Here is a 17,382-nt window from a genome sequence, read left to right as displayed (position 1 = left end):
ACACGACGGAGCGCATACCGTGACGGGTTTCGCGCCATTCGGCTGACAATATGTTCCAAACCAAAAATCCATCTATAAAGGTCGTCTGAAAATGAAACCATTGCTGATTCAAACACTGCGCACTACGCTGACAGCGTCTGTCGTACTCATGCTCGCTGCCTGTCCGAGCCATACCTCCGACAAATCGGATGCCAAGCCGCATACCCATACCGCGAATACCGCCAAGCCCAAAGCCGTGGTCGCACTCGCGCTCGGCGGCGGCGCATCCAAAGGTTTTGCCCATATCGGCATTATCAAAGTCTTGAAAGAAAACAATATTCCCGTCAAAGTCGTGACAGGCACATCCGCAGGCTCCATCGTTGGCAGCCTGTACGCTTCAGGCATGTCGCCCGACCGCCTCGAACTCGAAGCCGAAATTTTGGGCAAAACCGACTTGGTTGACCTGACCCTATCCAGCAGCGGCTTCATCAAAGGCGAAAAACTGCAAAACTACATCAACCAAAAAGTCGGCAACCGCCCCATCCAGCAATTGCCGATTAAATTCGCCGCCGTCGCCACCGATTTTGAAAGCGGCAAAGCCGTCGCCTTCAACCGAGGCAACGTCGGACAGGCAGTCCGCGCGTCCGCGTCCATCCCCAACGTGTTCCAGCCCACCATGATTGGCGGCCGCCGATACGTTGACGGCGGTCTGTCGCAGCCTGTTCCCGTCAGCGCGGCTAAAAAACAAGGCGCCAATTTCATTATCGCCGTCGATATTTCCGCCCGTCCGGTGAAAAACGTCAACCAAGGCTTTTTCTCTTACCTCGACCAAACGTTCAACGTCATGAGCATTCCGCTGCTCCAACATGAATTGGGTCAGGCAAACGTCGTGATTAAACCGCAAGTGTTGGAGATGGGTTCTATCGGCGGTTTCGACCAAAAACGACGCGCCATCCAGCTGGGTGAAGAAGCCGCCCGTGCCGCCTTGCCCGAAATCAAGCGCAAACTCGCCGCATATCAATATTAATCAATAGCCTACCGCATCAAAAAGGTCGTCTGAAAACAGCTTTTCCGTTTTCAGACGACCTCTAATATAGTGGATTAACAAAAATCAGGACAAGGCGACGAAGCCGCAGACAGTACAAATAGTACGGAACCGATTCACTTGGTGCTTCAGCACCTTAGAGAATCGTTCTCTTTGAGCTAAGGCGAGGCAACGCCGTACTGGTTTAAAGTTAATCCACTATACATCGCGGGACAGCATCAAAGGATGTTTTATGAACAACAAACTCATCGCCTTGATATTAATCGGCGTTTCGCTGAACGCAATGGCAGACACTGCGAAAGACAATTTGATGAACGCGCGTTCCGCCTACCGCGCCGCACTGAAACAGCAAACCGGCAACGACAGCAAAATCATTTCCCTGCAAAGTGACCTTGAAGACGCGCAATACCGCCTGCAAAAAGCCCAAGCCGACATCGTCCGCTTGCAGGGCGAGCTTCAGGCGGCAATGAATGTGAAAAGCCAGCAGGCGGAAACCTTGAGACAGGCTGGGCAGCAGCTCGATGCCGCGTGGGGTGCTGTGTATGGTCCGGGCGGAACCAAAGCAGGGCGGTAAACGGTTTGTCGCTTCGATGGACAATCTGTCCATCCTTTCTATTCAAACAAAAGGTCGTCTGAAATCGGTTTCCCGTTTTCAGACGACCTTTTTCAATACCTATCGTTTAAGCGTTCAGCAAACTTTCATCCAGCGTCAGATCTTCGTTTTTGTTCACCGCCACTTTGCGCGTCAATACGTTTTGCGCGATTTCCTGCGCTTCGGCAAGCGAGTGCATCATGTAGGTGCCGCATTGGTATTTATTCAACTCGGGGATTTTGCTTTGGTCTTTGACATTGACCACATCCTGCATTGAAGCGAGCCATGCGTCGGCAACCTGCTGCTCGTCGGGCGTGCCGATAAGGCTCATGTAGAAACCGGTGCGGCAGCCCATCGGGGAAATATCGATGATTTCGACACCGTTGCCGTTCAAGTGGTCGCGCATAAAGCCTGCGAACAAATGCTCCAGCGTGTGGATGCCTTTTTCGGACAGGATTTCTTTGTTGGGAACGCAAAAGCGCAGGTCGAATACGGTAATGGTGTCGCCTTTGGGCGTGGTCATGGTTTTCGCCACACGCACGGCAGGGGCGTGCATACGGGTGTGGTCAACCTTGAAACTGTCTAACAGGGGCATTTTGTTATCCTTTTGAGTGGTTTATGTAGGTTTTCGGGATAGGATTTTGTCCAGCAATTCATCGTCCAAGACGCGGTTTTCGACTTTCACCCATTCTCCGTCTGTTTCAGGGAAGCCGTTGCGGCAATATCCTGCCTGCTCGACAAAATCATAGACAGCATGGATGTAGTCGTTGATGCACAAAGCTGCCAAAGTGCAGGCATCGTCCCATAAGATCAAAACATGATTGGGGATATGTTTGTCGGATACATCTTCGACATTGTAGATATGCAAAGCATCCAAAATCCCATCTTTCGAGGCAGCATAGAAGTAGCCTGTGTCGCCGTCGTCTTCAAAGACGACGCCATAAGGGACATGTTCGAAAAATGATTGTAAAACTTCGGGCGTGCCGACAGTAAAGTCTTTGATTTCGGAAGTCAGATATAGCGGTAATTGTGCCATTGGGTAACGCTCTCTTTGTGATCACTCTCAAATTACAATTCGGCAATTTCAACCGCTTCGCCTGAAGCCGCGCTCAGTGCTTCGTTCAAAACATCGTAGAAATCGCGGCTGTCACGCGTTGCCAGCCATTTGCCATTTTGCTCGGCGAAATGGTAGCCGCCGCTTTTAGCGGCAATCCACAATTCTTGGTTTGGTGTGTGACGGTTGACGATGATTTGCGTGCCGTCCGCCGCTTCGATGGTCAGGACGTTTCCGGCAAACTGGCAGTCGAAATCCCAGCCGTTTTCGTCGATTTGGTCTTCGATGTGTTCAAACAATTCTTCGCTCATGCGGATGAATTCGCTTTCGGTCATCATGGCTTTTTATGTGTTTTTTGTTTAAGATACCGAATCTTGCCACATTCGCGCTTATGAAGGAAGTTTACCGATGAAATACGGCGTATTTTTTGCTGCGGCGACCGCCCTCCTGCTCTCGGCCTGCGGTTACAAAGGCGACCTCTACCTGCCCAAAGAAGGCGACAAGGCGCGTTTCGGCGTGGTTCAAACCGGCCTGAAAATCCATTCTTCCAAAGAGCCGACCAATCAAACCAACGACTAAGTCTTACCACCATGACCCTGCATTGCGAACAAGTCCCTTACCCCCGCCTTGCCGAAGAATTCGGCACGCCGCTTTATGTGTACAGCCAATCCGCGCTGACCGAAGCATTTGAAAACTACCAAACCGCGTTTGCCGCGCTTTCCCCGCTCGTCTGCTACGCCGTCAAGGCAAACGGCAATCTGAGCATCATCAAACACTTCGCCTCGCTGGGCAGCGGTTTCGACATCGTCTCCGGTGGCGAATTGGCGCGCGTTTTGGCGGCGGGCGGCGACGCGGCGAAAACCATATTCTCAGGCGTGGGCAAAAGCGAGGCGGAAATCGAGTTCGCGCTCCATGCAGGCGTGAAATGCTTCAATATGGAAAGCATCCCCGAAATCGACCGCATTCAAAAGGTTGCCGAACGCTTGGGCAAAACCGCATCCGTCTCCCTGCGCGTCAACCCCGATGTCGATGCCAAAACCCATCCCTACATCTCCACCGGCCTGAAAGCCAACAAATTCGGCATCGCCTACGCCGACGCGCTCGAAGCCTACCGCCACGCCGCCCGCCAAAGCCACCTCAAAATCATTGGCATCGACTGCCACATCGGTTCGCAACTGACCGACTTAAGCCCGCTCATCGAAGCCTGCGAGCGCATTTTGATTTTGGTTGACGCACTTGCCGCCGAAGGCATCGTTTTGGAACATCTGGACTTAGGCGGCGGCGTCGGCATCGTTTATCAAGACGAAACCGTCCCCGATTTGGGCGCGTATGCCCAAGCAGTTCAAAAACTAATCGGCACACGTCGTCTGAAACTCATCCTCGAACCCGGCCGCAGCCTGGTCGGCAACGCAGGCTCGCTGCTGACGCGTGTCGAGTTCGTCAAACACGGCGAAGAGAAAAACTTCGTCATGGTCGATGCCGCCATGAACGACCTCATGCGCCCCGCACTCTATGACGCCTATCACCATATCGAAGCGGTGGAGCAAAAAAACATCCCGCCGCTGACCGCCAACATCGTCGGCCCGATTTGCGAAACCGGCGACTTCCTCGGCAAAGACCGCACCCTTGCCTGCGAAGAAGGCGATTTGCTGGTTATCCGCAGCACAGGCGCATACGGCGCCAGCATGGCAAGCAATTACAACACGCGCAACCGGGCGGCAGAAGTCTTGGTGGACGGCAATGAATACCGGCTTATCCGCCGACGCGAAACCTTAGAACAGCAAATGGCAAACGAAATGGCTTGTTTGTAAGGTTTGATCGTTTATAGCCCATAAACCACCAAGCGGGTTTATGGGCTAAAGATTAAGTAAATTAAAGCCTTTTATTGTGGATTAACTTTAAACCAGTACGGCGTTGCCTCACCTTAGCTCAAAGAGAACGATTCTCTAAGGTGTTGAAGCACCAAGTGAATCGGTTCCGTACTATCTGTACTGTCTGCGGCTTCGTCGCCTTGTCCTGATTTTTGTTAATCCACTATAAATCAAAGCCTTTCAGTTTGGGGATGCGCTCCCTATCCGTTTTCAGACGACGGCGGATTCGGATTTGAAGTGCAACTTTCCATATGAGCTACACGCAACTGACCCAAGACGAACGATACCCTATCCAATACCTGTCCCTCCAATGTACCGTCGCCAAAATCGCCAAACAGCTTAACCGCCACAAAAGCACCATCAGCCGCGAAACCAAGCGGCACTGAAACCAAGGGCAGTAATGCGGCACCGAAAAAGCAAAACGGCAAACCAACTTCGGTTTCAGACGACCTTTTGCTATCGATGCCTCAAGACTCAAATATCTTGCATGATTTGTCCGTATTGGCGAAATGCTGCGCCTTGTCTTCGCAGGTGCTTTCGGTCGTTTCACACGATACCGTGACAAAGCTTTCGTTGATCTTCAATACCTTGGGATTTTTATCCGACCGCGCTACTGCCTTCAGGGTAAACCGCCCGTCCGGCGTGCCTTTGGCGTCACCTTGCACCTTGATGCAAAAATCGCCGATTTCCTTAATCGGCAAATCCGGCCATTGGGTAGAGCTTTGTTTGAAACTTCCGTTTTTTTGATAAAAACGCTCCAGAAATTGGGCGTTTTCCAGCATGGCGGCACGCACTTCCTGCAACTTGGTATCTGCGACGTATTTTTGGTAAGACGGATAAGCAATCGCCGCCAAAATCCCTACCATCATGATGGTGAAAACCAATTGAGACAAAGAAAATCCCCGCTGAATTTCCTTCATTCCGCCCCCTTTCGAAACATAAACCGAATAATTTGATGTTTATTGTTGTGTGAAATAAAAATGGGGATTGATGTTTTATCGTGGCTCACTTCAAAACCATACGGCGAAGTTGCCTTCGGCAAGCCCGAACTGTTTCTGAATCAATCCCTTATCAAATGAGGTCGGTATCTTATCGTCCTTATGACGGGCATTCAAACAATATCTGAATATTTCCCAGTTTACTATTTCTTGATGTATTTAATTCGCAACAGATACGCCTGCGCCCGATTTATGCGGTGGACACGCGAAGCCTGCCTGCGGGAACGGCTTTTGTTATTCGCGGTGGTAGGGATGGTTGTGGAGGATGGAGACGGCGCGGTAGAGCTGTTCGGTCAGAAGGACGCGCACCATGCCGTGCGGGAGGGTGAGGACGGTGATGTTCATGGGGTTCCTTGGTCGGATGGGGTCGTCTGCAAGGTTTCAGACGACCTTCGTTTTGTATTTCAAATACAAAAGACGTTTCGATTAGCGGAAAGGGGCAGGGTCAGATAACAGAATGCAACTGAAAATTGTGGGATGTCTTATCAAGAGGGATTAGCTTGATGATGCTTGATGGCATGAGATAAAAAAATAACCGCCTTAGGCGGTTTTTGTGGTGGCCAGAGGCGGAATCGAACCGCCGACACACGGATTTTCAATCCGTTGCTCTACCAACTGAGCTATCTGGCCTTCATCTGCGTTGCAGGGAAGTGGGCATTAAACCAAAAACAACGGGTTCATGCAAGGTTTATTTTGAAATGGCGCAGAGATATTTTATAAACTTTTGTTTTAACTTAAATTAAATTTCGATGATTTTGAACAAAATCCGCCGGATATCGACCGTCAGCACCCATAATTTTTCCATCGGGGATGGATTGTCAATTTCAGACGACCTATGTGTCGTTTTAAGATACAATCGCTTTTTTGTTTCTGAAGATATCTGTTTGATGTTGTATGATTTTTTAAAAGATATGTGGGATATTCTGCGTCTGCGCTATAAAAATCCTGCTGATTATTTCTATACGCTGCCTGTCATTTTGGCGATTTTGCTGCTGTTGGGCATGATTAATGCGGCAGATATGTCTCCCTTGCTCGGCGTCAGCACTGCCGCTGTCGTCTTTGGCGTGTTGGTTACCGTTATAAGGTGGCTGATTTTGAGCCGTGTGATGCGTTATGTTTTAAGCATAAATGGCGCGCCGCGCCTGCCTTTATGGGGATTCATCTTGGCATCGGAGGCTTTGATGATTCCGGCGCTGCTTGTGTTTTATATCCCGCAAATTACGCCGCTGTTGATGTTTTGGAAGACTTGGGCGTTTGGGGCGCAGGCTGTCGGCTTGATGAAAATGGGGCAGGTTAAAGTTTGGACGGTATTCAAAGGCTATCTTTTGTACTTCTGCTGTATGGTTGTGATTATAGGGATTTTTATACAGCTGTTTACACTGGCTGGCTGGTTCGATAAAGCAACGCTAATGCAAAACTTTAATGCATTAATGGCTGCTATGGAGCAGGCAAGATAAGCTAGGGGTCGTCTGAAAATCCGCCCTACCCGTTTTCAGACGACCTTCTTTGAAAGAAAAAACCTGCACGGTTGTCCGTGCAGGTTTTTGTTTGCGCTCAGGTTTGGGCAACCTTACATCATGCCGCCCATACCACCCATGCCGCCCATATCAGGCATAGCCGGTTTTTCTTCAGGGATTTCGGCAATCATGCAATCGGTCGTCAGCATCAGGCCGGCGATAGACGCGGCGTGTTGCAGCGCGGAACGGGTTACTTTGGCGGGGTCGAGTACGCCCATTTCAATCATGTCGCCGTATTCGCCGGAGCCTGCGTTGTAACCGTAGTTGCCTTTGCCTTCCAGCACTTTGTTCACGACCACGCTAGGCTCGCCGCCTGCGTTGGCAACGATTTGGCGCAGCGGAGACTCAACGGCGCGCAAGACGATTTGTACGCCTGCGTCTTGGTCGGCATTGCCGGTGTGCAGGTTTTCCAGAGCGGCACGGGCGCGCAACAGGGCTACGCCGCCGCCGGCAACCACGCCTTCTTCAACGGCTGCGCGGGTAGCGTGCAGCGCGTCTTCCACGCGGTCTTTTTTCTCTTTCATTTCGACTTCGGTAGCAGCACCGACTTTGATTACTGCCACGCCGCCTGCCAGTTTGGCAACGCGCTCTTGCAGTTTTTCTTTGTCGTAATCGCTGGTTGCGGTTTCGATTTGTTGGCGGATTTCGGCAACACGCGCTTCGATTTGGGCTGCGTCGCCGAAGCCGTCGATGATGGTGGTGTTTTCTTTACCGATTTCGATGCGTTTGGCTTGACCCAAGTCTTCCAAAGTGGCTTTTTCCAAAGACAGGCCGACTTCTTCGGCAATCACGGTACCGCCGGTCAGAATGGCGATGTCTTGCAACATGGCTTTGCGGCGGTCACCGAAGCCGGGGGCTTTAACGGCAACGGTTTTCAGGATGCCGCGGATGTTGTTCACGACCAAAGTCGCCAAGGCTTCGCCTTCTACGTCTTCAGCGATAATCAACAGCGGACGGCTGGCTTTTGCCACTTGTTCCAAAACAGGCAGCAGGTCGCGGATGTTGCTGATTTTTTTGTCGAACAGCAATACAAACGGATTGTCCAGCGCGGCGATTTGTTTTTCCGCGTCGTTGATGAAGTAAGGGGACAGGTAGCCGCGGTCGAACTGCATACCTTCGACGACATCCAATTCGTTTTCCAAAGATTTGCCGTCTTCAACGGTGATCACGCCTTCTTTGCCGACTTTTTCCATCGCTTCGGCAATAATCGCGCCGACTTGTTCGTCGGAGTTGGCGGAAATCGAGCCGACTTGGGCGATTTCTTTGGAAGTATCGCAAGGTTTGGCGATGTTTTTCAGCTCTTCAACCAAAGCGGCAACTGCTTTGTCGATACCGCGTTTCAGGTCGGTCGGGTTCATGCCGGCGGTCACGTATTTCATGCCTTCGGCAACGATGGCTTGAGCCAGTACGGTGGCGGTAGTCGTACCGTCACCCGCTACGTCGTTGGTTTTGGACGCCACTTCTTTCACCATTTGCGCGCCCATGTTTTCGAATTTGTCTTTCAATTCGATTTCTTTAGCGACGGTAACACCGTCTTTAGTGATATGCGGACCGCCGAATGCGCGGTCAACCACTACGTTGCGGCCTTTAGGACCTAAAGTTACGCGGACGGCGTTTGCCAGAGTGTTCACGCCGCTGACCATTTTTTGGCGGACTTCGTTACCGAACTGTACGTCTTTTGCTGCCATATTTTGATTCTCCTAATTTATTTAATACATTTGATTCTGTCTGAGGTCGTCTGAAAACCTTGTATAGCCTTTTCAGACGACCTATCGTTTTGAATGCACGGAATGCTTATTCCACAATCCCAAAAATGTCTTCTTCGCGCATTACCAACAGCTCTTCGCCGTCGGCTTTTACGGTTTGACCGCTGTATTTGCCGAAAATGACTTTGTCGCCAACTTTGACATCCAGCGGACGGCGGTTGCCGTCTTTACCGATTTTGCCTGCGCCCACGGCGATTACTTCGCCCATATCGGGTTTTTCGGCGGCTGCGCCCGGCAGGACGATGCCTGATGCGGTTTTCTCTTCAGCTTCCAAGCGTTTGACGACGACGCGGTCGTGTAAAGGACGGATGGTCATGTTTTATGCTCCGATAAATAGTTTGAAAACAATCATCTGCCTTCAGCCGGCAGATGCGGTTTGAAAAATAAGGCGGTAAGTTTGTCAACAAACTTACCTGAACACAGCGGCAAATTAGGGTTCGGCCCGATAAATTCAAGGGAAGAAGTAAAAATTTTCTATGCAGGGTCGTCTGAAAACGGGCATGACAGATTGCGCACCATCTCTCAATACGGTTCAAACAGGCAAACATTTTCAGATGAACTTTTACAGTCGGCGAGCTTCAAATGGTTCTATCAGCAAAAGGCATGAAACGATGGATGCAAACCTATGCACGCCTTTACAAAATAATATCCTATCTTTAAAATAAATAGAAATTATTATTAATAAATAGTTTAGTTAAAGAACTGAAACTTATCCAAAAAGGAAATTTACATGACTCCCCCCCTGTTCCGATTCAGCCTGCTTTCACTGGCACTCGCCGCCGGCTTTGCCCACGCGGAAAACGAAGCGAAAGAAAGCGTTACCCTTGATACTGTTACCGTCAAAGGTCAGGCTACAAGCGCCACACACCGTGTAACAACGAAACGTATGGAAGAAACGACTTCCACTGATTTAAAAGACGTATTGTTCAACGAACCCTCTATCAGTTTCGGCGGTGGCAACGGTCAGTCGCAATGGGTAACCATCCGAGGCATGGGACAAGACCAAATAGACTATAAAGTTGACGATACTTACACTGACAGCCAGATTTTCCACCACAACGGCCGCTTTATGCTTGACCCCGCATTGGTAAAAGTCGTTGCCGTACAAAAAGGTACGGGTTCGGCCTCAGCAGGTATCGGTGCAACCAGCGGCGCGATTGTTGCCGAAACGGTTGAAGCCAAAGATTTGCTGAGAGAAGGTCAAAACGTCGGTTTCAAAGTCAATGCCGGTATCAGCAGCAATAAAGGCTATTCACGCGGCGCAAGCGTTTACGGTCAAGCAGGCGGTTTTGATGCTTTGGTTTCAGGCAATTTCGTACGCGACAAAGAATACACGGCAGGCAAAGGCTACCGTAATCTGCTCGGAAGCGATAAGGTTTTGAACAGTGCATTGGGTTCGCGCGGCTTGCTGGGCAAAATCGGCTATCGCTTCAATGAAGACAACCGTATTGAATTGAGCCACCGCCAAGAGAAACAATATGGGGAACGCGCTCTGCGTGAGGAGTTTGATTTCTCACAAGTATTCCAAACCGACCGCCGCACGGGTCAATACATTTTGGATGCCAACGGCAACCGCATTCCGAATACCGCCAACAACTCGCCGCGTTACCGCACGCTGACCCAAGACACCACTAACTTGGAATTCAAAGGCGGAAACTTGGGCTTTATCGACAAAATCAAAGCCAATGTTTACCGTTTGAACACCAAACGTGATGAAGTCCCCAATCCAAATTATGAATTGGACGGCGAAGTACGGACATACGGAGCCAACCTCAATCTCGACAGTCGTCTATTTGACCGTCACACCTTAAAATACGGATTAAACTGGCGTACTCAAAAAAGTAGCTCAAATGGAGAAGGTGGAGAGAAGAAAAACGATGCAGGCGCATATGTTGAAGGTATTTGGGATCTCTCACCGGTTACTCTGACCACAGGTCTGCGCTATGACCGTTGGAAAATGAAAACCAGCAGCAAAACAGAAAACTCAGACGGCAACTTCAATCCAAGCATCGGGTTGGTTTATGATATTTCTCCAGAATTCTCCATCAACACCAGCCTGAACTATGCAACCCGCAGCCCCCGCCTGTACGAAGCAGCTTTAGCAAACAACAGGCCGATTGTTGCATCGCCTGACTTGAAAGCAGAACGCTCGCGAAATGCAGAAATCGGCTTTAACTACCACTGGAATTCTGCCCTAACACTGTCCGGCAGCTACTTCCACCAACAAATCAAAGATGTGCAAGCCATCCGCCAAGAAGGCCGAAACTACGTCTGGTATAACGGCGGCAAGCTGAAAAACAGAGGTTACGAACTGAACGCCGCCTACCGTTGGAAAGGTCTGACCGCCCGCGCAGGCGTAGCTTACAGCAGACCGAAGTTGAACGGAGATACCGCCGACATCGTGACAACCGCTATCCCGATGGGACGTACATGGACGACAGGTCTGTCGTACCAATTCGACAATCCGAATCTGGAAATCGGCTGGCGCGGGCGTTATGTCCAAAATGCAGGCTATGCCCCGACATCGCGCGGCTCTGACGTAGCTCTGAATGTTGTCCGTGCGGGCTACGGCGTCAACGATGTCTTCGCCAACTGGAAGCCGACGGGCAAAGACGACTTGAACGTCAACTTCGCCGTCAACAATGTCTTGAATAAAAACTACAAGCCGCACAGCCAACGTGCCGGTGCCAACTCCCTGCCTGAACCGGGCCGCGATGTTCGTCTGAGCGTTAACTACCGCTTCTAAACATTGCGTAAAAGCAAAGACGTCGTCTGAAAACTTCTACTGTTTTCAGACGACGTCTCTTTGTTTGGAAAACCGTGTTTACCGGAAGACCGTTTGTTCAAATGTCCTTTCGGACAGCCTTGTCGCGTTTCGCTTCGATTGAGTGAATGTATTGCATCAGCGTTTTAATAAAAACGGTCAAATCATGCTGCCACGAATGGCGGTTGGTTTTGGTGAAATACAGCGATATTTCGGGCTGCTCCATCAGATAGCAACCGAAACTCTCGTGCAGCGGTATAACGCTGATATCGTTCACATTATAAAAAGCAATGGTCATCGGCAGCGTGAAATAAGGATGGGTCAGCGTCCACGTCGCGGGGAAAGCAGAGATATCTTCTTCTAAGGCAACGGTTAAGTCATGGATATACACGACATTGCGCAAGTCGTCGATGTGCTTTTTCATGTTTAGATGAGACATTAAAAATTATCATTTTGGGGATTGATGGATTAAGCCAGCTCTTCCCTCACAATTTCACGCCGTTTCCCTTGCGGATCAATAAGCTCAATGACTATCGCATCTATACCACTCTGCCGTAGGCGATCAAAATCTATGATTTCCCCGTTTATCAGCTCTACTTTGCCGTTTTCATCGCAAAAATCTTCGCGTTCGGCTTCATAGTCGATATTGTAGAAGGCATGAACTTCAATTTGGTACAGCGTGTCATCCAAATCTTGCAGGGGGCGATTATTCAGAGAATCTTCAGAATGTTCATCGCACAACATGGCATTGTAGCCGTGCCTACCGCCATCAAACAGCAGGATTTCCTGTCCGCTTTCAGGCTCAACGGCGACAACTTTGACCGGGGCGTTGTCTGCATCAGTAATCAGGCTATCGCAAAATTCGCCATAATAACGGATGTAGAAACGGTTTGAACCATTATGGGCTATGGCAAAACGGTACTCAATACCATCGAAACTATGCAGACTGTCAGCGTGAATATAAGGCTGCAAGTGGGTAGGGACGGGCATGATGGTTCTCCTTTTCTCTAGGGAGTCTTCAGTTTCACAGAAAATTTGTTACTTTCAGAAGATTTGTTTTCAGACGACCTCAAAGTCACCTAAAAGTTTATCTTACATACCACGACACTTCAAAAACCAAATACTTCAATTCTCATGGATGATGTGCAAGTCCAACCGCTATTTGAAATGCAATAGACAATAAAAAATCCTGCATATTGCTATGCAGGATTTTTTATTTGGGGTGGCTGATGGGGCTCGAACCCACGACAACTGGAATCACAATCCAGGGCTCTACCAACTGAGCTACAGCCACCATTAACTTTTGGCACGCCCGACAGGAATCGAACCTGTAACCCCCGACTTAGAAGGTCGGTGCTCTATCCGGTTGAGCTACGGGCGCTCATGCCGATTCGTGCTGAATTTTGGTGGTCGGGGCGGTGGGATTCGAACTCACGACCCTCTGCTCCCAAAGCAGATGCGCTAACCGGGCTGCGCTACGCCCCGACTGAAGAATGGGAATATACAGATGTGTCGAAACACTGTCAATCCAATTTAAGATCATTTTTCTTTTTTCTAAATTATCTGTTTATTTTTATTTAAAATTTAATTTTTTGCCTACTTCATACCGGGTGTAATGCCGTTCAAAAATACAGTTTCGGTTTTTGCTGTTATCCGACTGCCAAATCGGTTTAAAAATGCGATAATTGCGTTTGCTATTTATTGATAACCAAATGGAAATTTCATGACAGCCCAATTGATTGACGGTAAAAAAATATCGCAGGAGCGTTTGCAGCTGGTATCCGCTGCGGTAGCCAAGCGGCTTGAATCCGGATTGCGCGCGCCTTGTTTGGCCGTGGTGTTGGTCGGTGACAATCCTGCCAGTGCCGTATATGTCCGCAACAAGAAATCGGCCTGCCAAAAATGCGGCATCAGGTCTTTGTCTTATGAACTGCCTGCATCGACTTCTCAGGAAGATTTGCTGAAGCTGATTGATGAATTGAACGGGAACGCGGAAGTAGACGGTATTTTGGTGCAGCTTCCGCTTCCTGAGGGCTTAGACAGTCAGGCTGTTTTGGAACGTATCCATCCGGACAAAGATGTGGACGGCTTCCATCCTTATAACGTGGGTCGTTTGGTGGTAAAAATGCCGCTGATGCGCCCTTGTACGCCCAAGGGTGTGATGACGCTGCTGGAGGCTTACGGCATCGATCCGAAAGGCAAGAAGGCGGTGGTTGTCGGGGCATCGAATATTGTCGGACGCCCGCAGGCATTGGAGCTGCTGCTTGCCCGCGCCACGGTAACGATTTGCCACAGCGCGACGGAGAACCTAGACAAAGAAGTCGGGGCTGCCGATATTGTGGTGGTGGGCGTCGGGATTCCCAATTTTGTCAAAGGGGAATGGATTAAACCCGGCGCGGTGGTGATTGATGTCGGGATTAACCGTTTGGAAGACGGCAGCTTGTGTGGCGATGTAGAGTTTGATGTCGCCAAAGAGCGTGCCGGTATGATTACCCCAGTACCTGGCGGAGTCGGTCCGATGACGATTGCTACTTTATTGGAAAATACTTTACATGCTGCGACGCTGCATGATTAAACCGCTATAAACTGACTTGATGCGGCGGGCGGCAGATTGGCGGCTTCACTTTCAGCCACTAAGAACATTATTCAACGTGGCGGAACATGCCTAAGGTCAATCTGTCCAGCCCTGCCAAATCTTGTTGCGTACTGACTTTCGCAAAGCCGTTTGCCGTCAAAATCTGCCGCACTGCTGCGCCTTGGTTGTAACCATGTTCCAGCAGCAGCCATCCGCCCTCTTTCAAAAATTCCGGCGTGCGCTGCGCCAGCTCTCGAATACAGGTCAAGCCGTCGGCAAAATCTGTCAACGCCGTTTGCGGCTCGAATCTCAAATCCCCTTGGCTCAAATGCTCGTCGCCTGCTTCGATATAAGGCGGATTGGAAACAATGACATCAAAGCGGTGTTTGTCTTCAGACGACGTCTTATCCGTCTCAAACCATGAACCCAATGCAAACTCGACCCTTGCGCCCAAAGCTTTCGCGTTTTTACGGGCAATCGCCAACGCTCCGCCGCTGATGTCGGAAGCGCGCACTACCGCATCCGTTCTTTCCAACGCCACAGTCACGGCGACCGCCCCGCTGCCCGTTCCCAAATCCCAAACCTGCCCGTTTGCGGGGAGATGTTCGATTACCGCCTCCACCAAATGCTCGGTTTCAGGACGGGGAATCAACACGTCGGGACTGACTTCAAACCATCGTCCGTAAAACTCCCGTCCGCCTAAAATATACGCCATCGGCTCGCCTTTCAGACGACGTGCCTGCAGAATATCCAGTTGCGCTGCTACTGCTTCCGGCAGCGGATCGGCGCCTTGCGTGACCAACTGCACACGGCTATAACCGCCTGCATGTTGCAGCAACATACGGGCTTCGAGTCTCGGCAACTGCGAATGTCGCAGCCATTGGTCTAAGGTCATGTCGTGTTTGTCCTGAGTTTGTACGGGTAAAGGTGAGGGGCCTGTTTATCTTAATCTTTGCGCGGAGGCCAATATACGTCTTCTTTTTTGACAATGCCGCGTTTGAGAATATCGGCAGCAAGAGCAGCGGTATCAGGCGGGTTTTGGTAGAACGCTGCGTCTTCTTTACTCATTGCCGAGTAGATGCCTTTCCAGTGGGTTTTGGCAGGCGGCAGGGGCAGGACTTCGTCTAGGCGCGGGAAGGTATAGAAGGGGTTGCCGCTTTTGGTACCTGTACCTAGAAGAGCTTTATTCAATTCAGTATAAGCTGCTTTACGAACAGGATCGGCGGGAGTAGCGGTAAATTGATGCATAATCTCCTTATCTTTGGCATAAATCATAGACATTCCTAATGCTGCTTTGCCTCCACCCTCTCCACCTTGTCGTACCGCATTATGCATTAATAACAGTGCTTCTTTTAGATTGTCATAGCGTATGATCTTTACCATATACAATTCTCTCATGGCAGCAGAAAAACCCTGTCTAGCTGCGCAATCAAGCAGCAGTTCGCGCGTGTTGTAATCTTTAAATCGTTTATCGTAAATCCGTGCCAATTCATATTGTGCCAGCGGCACCCCCAAATCCACCGCCTTTTGCAGGTAGGCAAGAGCGAGTTTAGGGTTATAGCGATAGCCCGCATTGCCTTCATACAGCGCATCAAACAGCCAGTAGTTTGCCATCGCCCAGTTTTTGTCCAGACCGTAGTGCAGCCATTTGCGGGCGCGACTGGGCTGGGGAGCATACAAAGTACCGCTTGCCCCTTGTCCGTTGGTATAAAGTAAATAAAGGTTATTGATTGCCTGATAATGCCCCTTCGACGCTGCCGCTTCATATAGGGTAATCATATCCTGAGCCTGCCGCGTATTCTTGCGCCAACCTTCAGCATGAATCAGAGTGGCGGCACGATACCAAAGATGGGATTCGGCATCGGGTGGGGACGGCAGCGTCCAAGTCGCACAGGTGTATTGGGTACGCTTCGAGTCAAAGGCTTTGGGTGCGGGATGGGTGCGGGTGTAATCGCGGTCGGATTGGGAAAGTGAAACCGAACCGCAGGAAACCAGCAGGGGGATAAGTATGGCGATGAAAGTGAGTTTTTTCATGGTATGTGTTGATTGTGTTTTTGTTGAGGTCGTCTGAAACTGAAAATCAGGTTTCAGACGACCTTTTTGTCTTAGTCTTTACGCGGCGGCCAATAGACGTCTTCTTTTTTGACGATGCCGCGTTTAAGGATCTCGGCGGCCAAAGCGGCGGTGTCGGGTGGATTTTGATAGAACGCCGCGTCTTCTTTACTCATTGCGGAGTAGATGCCTTTCCAATGGGTTTTAGCGGGCGGTAAAGGGAGGACTTCGTCTAGGCGCGGGAAGGTGTAGAAGGGGTTGCCGCTTTTTGTGCCCGTGCCTTTCAAAGCAACTTTTAATTCTTTATAAGCCGTTTCTCGGATGGGGTCTGCATGGATGTCAGAAAATTGATCCATAAGTTCTTTATTCTTAGCAAAGACCATTTTTAGCTTTAAAGCAGCCCCTCCACCTCCTTCTCCTCCTTGGCGCACTGCGTTGTGCATCAGCAGCAGGGATTCTTGCAGATTTTCATAACGGATTCGTTTGATTCTAGATAATTCTTCCATAGCAGCAGAAAAACCCTGCTTGGCAGCACAACCAAGTAGTAACTCACGGGCATTCATATCTTTAAACTGTTTATCATAAATTAAGGACAGCTCATACTGCGCCAGCGGCACACCCAAATCCACCGCTTTTTGCAGATAGGCAAGACCAAGTTGTGGGTTGCGACGATAACCTGCATTGCCTTCATACAAAGCGTCAAACAGCCAATAGTTTGCCATCGCCCAGTTTTTGTCCAGACCGTAATGCAGCCATTTGCGGGCGCGGTTGTGCAAGGGGTTGTACATGATGCCGGTTGAACCTTGTACATGGGTGTAGAGCAGGTAAAGGTTGTTGATTGCCTGATAATGCCCCTTTGATGCCGCAGCTTCGTACAAGACAATCATGTCCTGAAATTCCTGTTTGTTCATACGCCAGTCTTTGGCATCCAGCAGGGTGGCGGCGCGATACCAAAGATGGGATTCGGCATCGGGCGGGGACGGCGGTGTCCAAGTCGCGCAGGTGTATTGGGTACGCTTTGAGTCAAAGGCTTTGGGGGCAGGATGGGTTTGGGTGTAATTGCGGTCGGATTGGGAAAGTGAAACCGAACCGCAGGAAGCCAGCAGGGGGACAAGCAGGGCGATGAAAGTAAGTTTGTTCATGGTATGTGTTGATTGTGTTTGTGTTGA

General features: G+C 50.1%; 18 protein-coding genes, 4 tRNA genes and 2 pseudogenes. 8 read left to right on the top strand and 16 right to left on the bottom strand.

Annotation, left to right across the window (positions count from 1 at the left end; genetic code table 11):
• The first annotated feature begins 91 nt into the window (after nucleotides 1–91).
• Together ACMYUL_RS06190 and ACMYUL_RS06185 are read left to right on the top strand one after the other, a co-directional pair.
• Complete coding sequence (locus ACMYUL_RS06190; protein WP_415772632.1) at nucleotides 92–1,006, top strand: patatin-like phospholipase family protein; 915 nt, start codon at nucleotides 92–94, stop codon at nucleotides 1,004–1,006.
• A gap of 250 nt (nucleotides 1,007–1,256) precedes the next feature.
• A complete protein-coding gene (locus ACMYUL_RS06185; RefSeq protein ID WP_415772631.1) occupies nucleotides 1,257–1,598 on the top strand; it encodes a hypothetical protein in 342 nt (113 codons plus the stop codon).
• A gap of 106 nt (nucleotides 1,599–1,704) precedes the next feature.
• Here the strand turns inward: ACMYUL_RS06185 and luxS are convergent, their stop codons facing one another.
• The 3 genes from luxS to cyaY are packed head-to-tail and all read right to left on the bottom strand — an operon-like array spanning nucleotide 1,705 to nucleotide 3,008.
• Nucleotides 1,705–2,211 (bottom strand): S-ribosylhomocysteine lyase, encoded by a 507-nt coding sequence (gene luxS / locus ACMYUL_RS06180; RefSeq protein ID WP_415772629.1) that lies wholly within the window; start codon nucleotides 2,209–2,211, stop codon nucleotides 1,705–1,707.
• A gap of 21 nt (nucleotides 2,212–2,232) precedes the next feature.
• The gene (locus tag ACMYUL_RS06175) at nucleotides 2,233–2,652 is read right to left on the bottom strand and encodes a DUF2251 domain-containing protein (protein WP_070497874.1); all 420 of its coding nucleotides are present in this window, start codon (nucleotides 2,650–2,652) and stop codon (nucleotides 2,233–2,235) included.
• A gap of 32 nt (nucleotides 2,653–2,684) precedes the next feature.
• The gene (cyaY, locus tag ACMYUL_RS06170) at nucleotides 2,685–3,008 is read right to left on the bottom strand and encodes an iron donor protein CyaY (protein ID WP_070459616.1); all 324 of its coding nucleotides are present in this window, start codon (nucleotides 3,006–3,008) and stop codon (nucleotides 2,685–2,687) included.
• A gap of 70 nt (nucleotides 3,009–3,078) precedes the next feature.
• Here cyaY and lptM point away from each other — a divergent pair, with 70 nt between their 5' ends.
• From lptM to ACMYUL_RS06155, 3 genes and pseudogenes are all read left to right on the top strand, one after another.
• A complete protein-coding gene (lptM, locus tag ACMYUL_RS06165) occupies nucleotides 3,079–3,249 on the top strand; it encodes an LPS translocon maturation chaperone LptM (RefSeq protein WP_003755649.1) in 171 nt (56 codons plus the stop codon).
• Nucleotides 3,250–3,260: 11 nt separating this feature from the next.
• Nucleotides 3,261–4,481, top strand: coding sequence for a diaminopimelate decarboxylase (lysA, locus tag ACMYUL_RS06160; RefSeq protein WP_415772625.1), 1,221 nt, complete (start codon nucleotides 3,261–3,263; stop codon nucleotides 4,479–4,481).
• Nucleotides 4,482–4,792: 311 nt separating this feature from the next.
• Nucleotides 4,793–4,924: pseudogene (locus tag ACMYUL_RS06155) on the top strand (helix-turn-helix domain-containing protein); the annotation flags it as partial.
• Nucleotides 4,925–5,008: 84 nt separating this feature from the next.
• On the opposite strand, the gene ACMYUL_RS06150 reads toward ACMYUL_RS06155, so the two are convergent.
• The 3 genes and pseudogenes from ACMYUL_RS06150 to ACMYUL_RS06140 form a co-directional block, all read right to left on the bottom strand.
• Entirely contained in the window at nucleotides 5,009–5,461 is a 453-nt protein-coding gene (locus ACMYUL_RS06150) for a type IV pilin protein (protein WP_415772623.1), read from the bottom strand.
• A 312-nt stretch (nucleotides 5,462–5,773) separates the two neighbouring features.
• Nucleotides 5,774–5,875: pseudogene (locus ACMYUL_RS06145) on the bottom strand (23S rRNA (pseudouridine(1915)-N(3))-methyltransferase RlmH); the annotation flags it as partial.
• Nucleotides 5,876–6,093: 218 nt separating this feature from the next.
• Nucleotides 6,094–6,169, bottom strand: a tRNA-Phe gene (locus ACMYUL_RS06140).
• A gap of 257 nt (nucleotides 6,170–6,426) precedes the next feature.
• Between ACMYUL_RS06140 and ACMYUL_RS06135 the strand changes: the two genes are divergently transcribed.
• On the top strand, nucleotides 6,427–6,996 hold the full coding sequence (locus ACMYUL_RS06135) for a hypothetical protein (protein ID WP_415772897.1): 570 nt from the start codon (nucleotides 6,427–6,429) through the stop codon (nucleotides 6,994–6,996).
• Between the two features lie 113 nt (nucleotides 6,997–7,109).
• Here the strand turns inward: ACMYUL_RS06135 and groL are convergent, their stop codons facing one another.
• Nucleotides 7,110–8,744, bottom strand: a complete 1,635-nt coding sequence (groL, locus tag ACMYUL_RS06130) for a chaperonin GroEL (RefSeq protein ID WP_003744506.1) — start codon at nucleotides 8,742–8,744, stop codon at nucleotides 7,110–7,112.
• Nucleotides 8,745–8,850: 106 nt separating this feature from the next.
• Nucleotides 8,851–9,138 (bottom strand): co-chaperone GroES, encoded by a 288-nt coding sequence (gene groES / locus ACMYUL_RS06125; protein ID WP_003755668.1) that lies wholly within the window; start codon nucleotides 9,136–9,138, stop codon nucleotides 8,851–8,853.
• A gap of 414 nt (nucleotides 9,139–9,552) precedes the next feature.
• On the opposite strand from groES, the gene ACMYUL_RS06120 reads away from it, so the two are divergent.
• Nucleotides 9,553–11,568, top strand: a complete 2,016-nt coding sequence (locus ACMYUL_RS06120) for a TonB-dependent receptor domain-containing protein (protein WP_415772621.1) — start codon at nucleotides 9,553–9,555, stop codon at nucleotides 11,566–11,568.
• Between the two features lie 97 nt (nucleotides 11,569–11,665).
• On the opposite strand, the gene ACMYUL_RS06115 is transcribed toward ACMYUL_RS06120, so the two are convergent.
• The 5 genes from ACMYUL_RS06115 to ACMYUL_RS06095 all read right to left on the bottom strand — a co-directional run bounded on the left by ACMYUL_RS06115 (nucleotide 11,666) and on the right by ACMYUL_RS06095 (nucleotide 13,071).
• Nucleotides 11,666–12,010 carry a hypothetical protein gene (locus ACMYUL_RS06115; protein WP_415772619.1) on the bottom strand — a complete coding sequence of 115 codons (345 nt, stop codon included), beginning with the start codon at nucleotides 12,008–12,010 and terminating at the stop codon, nucleotides 11,666–11,668.
• Nucleotides 12,011–12,054: 44 nt separating this feature from the next.
• A complete protein-coding gene (locus ACMYUL_RS06110; protein ID WP_415772617.1) occupies nucleotides 12,055–12,576 on the bottom strand; it encodes a hypothetical protein in 522 nt (173 codons plus the stop codon).
• Between the two features lie 228 nt (nucleotides 12,577–12,804).
• Nucleotides 12,805–12,880 (bottom strand) — tRNA-His (locus tag ACMYUL_RS06105).
• A gap of 10 nt (nucleotides 12,881–12,890) precedes the next feature.
• Nucleotides 12,891–12,967, bottom strand: a tRNA-Arg gene (locus tag ACMYUL_RS06100).
• Nucleotides 12,968–12,993: 26 nt separating this feature from the next.
• Nucleotides 12,994–13,071 (bottom strand) — tRNA-Pro (locus ACMYUL_RS06095).
• A gap of 238 nt (nucleotides 13,072–13,309) precedes the next feature.
• Here ACMYUL_RS06095 and folD point away from each other — a divergent pair.
• Entirely contained in the window at nucleotides 13,310–14,161 is an 852-nt protein-coding gene (gene folD, locus ACMYUL_RS06090) for a bifunctional methylenetetrahydrofolate dehydrogenase/methenyltetrahydrofolate cyclohydrolase FolD (RefSeq protein WP_003755680.1), read from the top strand.
• A 67-nt stretch (nucleotides 14,162–14,228) separates the two neighbouring features.
• On the opposite strand, the gene prmC is transcribed toward folD, so the two are convergent.
• From prmC to ACMYUL_RS06075, 3 genes are all read right to left on the bottom strand, one after another.
• Nucleotides 14,229–15,056 (bottom strand): peptide chain release factor N(5)-glutamine methyltransferase, encoded by an 828-nt coding sequence (gene prmC / locus ACMYUL_RS06085; protein WP_415772614.1) that lies wholly within the window; start codon nucleotides 15,054–15,056, stop codon nucleotides 14,229–14,231.
• Nucleotides 15,057–15,106: 50 nt separating this feature from the next.
• The gene (locus ACMYUL_RS06080; RefSeq protein ID WP_415772612.1) at nucleotides 15,107–16,195 is read right to left on the bottom strand and encodes a tetratricopeptide repeat protein; all 1,089 of its coding nucleotides are present in this window, start codon (nucleotides 16,193–16,195) and stop codon (nucleotides 15,107–15,109) included.
• A 71-nt stretch (nucleotides 16,196–16,266) separates the two neighbouring features.
• Complete coding sequence (locus ACMYUL_RS06075) at nucleotides 16,267–17,355, bottom strand: sel1 repeat family protein (RefSeq protein WP_342031969.1); 1,089 nt, start codon at nucleotides 17,353–17,355, stop codon at nucleotides 16,267–16,269.
• Between the last annotated feature and the right edge of the window lie 27 nt (nucleotides 17,356–17,382).

The organism is Neisseria sp. CP9 (assembly GCF_047758525.1).
GTDB lineage: Bacteria > Pseudomonadota > Gammaproteobacteria > Burkholderiales > Neisseriaceae > Neisseria.
Note: the sequence above shows the minus strand (reverse complement) of the source record. Positions and strands in the feature narration are given on the sequence as shown.

Coding starts and splice junctions, on each gene's coding strand:
- lptM (WP_003755649.1), top strand. CDS start 3,079: ATGAAATACGGCGTATTTTTTGCTGCGGCGACCGCCCTCCTGCTCTCG.
- ACMYUL_RS06120 (WP_415772621.1), top strand. CDS start 9,553: ATGACTCCCCCCCTGTTCCGATTCAGCCTGCTTTCACTGGCACTCGCC.
- ACMYUL_RS06110 (WP_415772617.1), bottom strand. CDS start 12,576: ATGCCCGTCCCTACCCACTTGCAGCCTTATATTCACGCTGACAGTCTG.
- ACMYUL_RS06175 (WP_070497874.1), bottom strand. CDS start 2,652: ATGGCACAATTACCGCTATATCTGACTTCCGAAATCAAAGACTTTACT.
- ACMYUL_RS06115 (WP_415772619.1), bottom strand. CDS start 12,010: ATGAAAAAGCACATCGACGACTTGCGCAATGTCGTGTATATCCATGAC.
- luxS (WP_415772629.1), bottom strand. CDS start 2,211: ATGCCCCTGTTAGACAGTTTCAAGGTTGACCACACCCGTATGCACGCC.
- groL (WP_003744506.1), bottom strand. CDS start 8,744: ATGGCAGCAAAAGACGTACAGTTCGGTAACGAAGTCCGCCAAAAAATG.
- prmC (WP_415772614.1), bottom strand. CDS start 15,056: ATGACCTTAGACCAATGGCTGCGACATTCGCAGTTGCCGAGACTCGAA.
- ACMYUL_RS06075 (WP_342031969.1), bottom strand. CDS start 17,355: ATGAACAAACTTACTTTCATCGCCCTGCTTGTCCCCCTGCTGGCTTCC.
- ACMYUL_RS06135 (WP_415772897.1), top strand. CDS start 6,427: ATGTTGTATGATTTTTTAAAAGATATGTGGGATATTCTGCGTCTGCGC.
- ACMYUL_RS06150 (WP_415772623.1), bottom strand. CDS start 5,461: ATGAAGGAAATTCAGCGGGGATTTTCTTTGTCTCAATTGGTTTTCACC.
- cyaY (WP_070459616.1), bottom strand. CDS start 3,008: ATGATGACCGAAAGCGAATTCATCCGCATGAGCGAAGAATTGTTTGAA.
- ACMYUL_RS06080 (WP_415772612.1), bottom strand. CDS start 16,195: ATGAAAAAACTCACTTTCATCGCCATACTTATCCCCCTGCTGGTTTCC.
- groES (WP_003755668.1), bottom strand. CDS start 9,138: ATGACCATCCGTCCTTTACACGACCGCGTCGTCGTCAAACGCTTGGAA.
- ACMYUL_RS06190 (WP_415772632.1), top strand. CDS start 92: ATGAAACCATTGCTGATTCAAACACTGCGCACTACGCTGACAGCGTCT.
- ACMYUL_RS06185 (WP_415772631.1), top strand. CDS start 1,257: ATGAACAACAAACTCATCGCCTTGATATTAATCGGCGTTTCGCTGAAC.
- lysA (WP_415772625.1), top strand. CDS start 3,261: ATGACCCTGCATTGCGAACAAGTCCCTTACCCCCGCCTTGCCGAAGAA.
- folD (WP_003755680.1), top strand. CDS start 13,310: ATGACAGCCCAATTGATTGACGGTAAAAAAATATCGCAGGAGCGTTTG.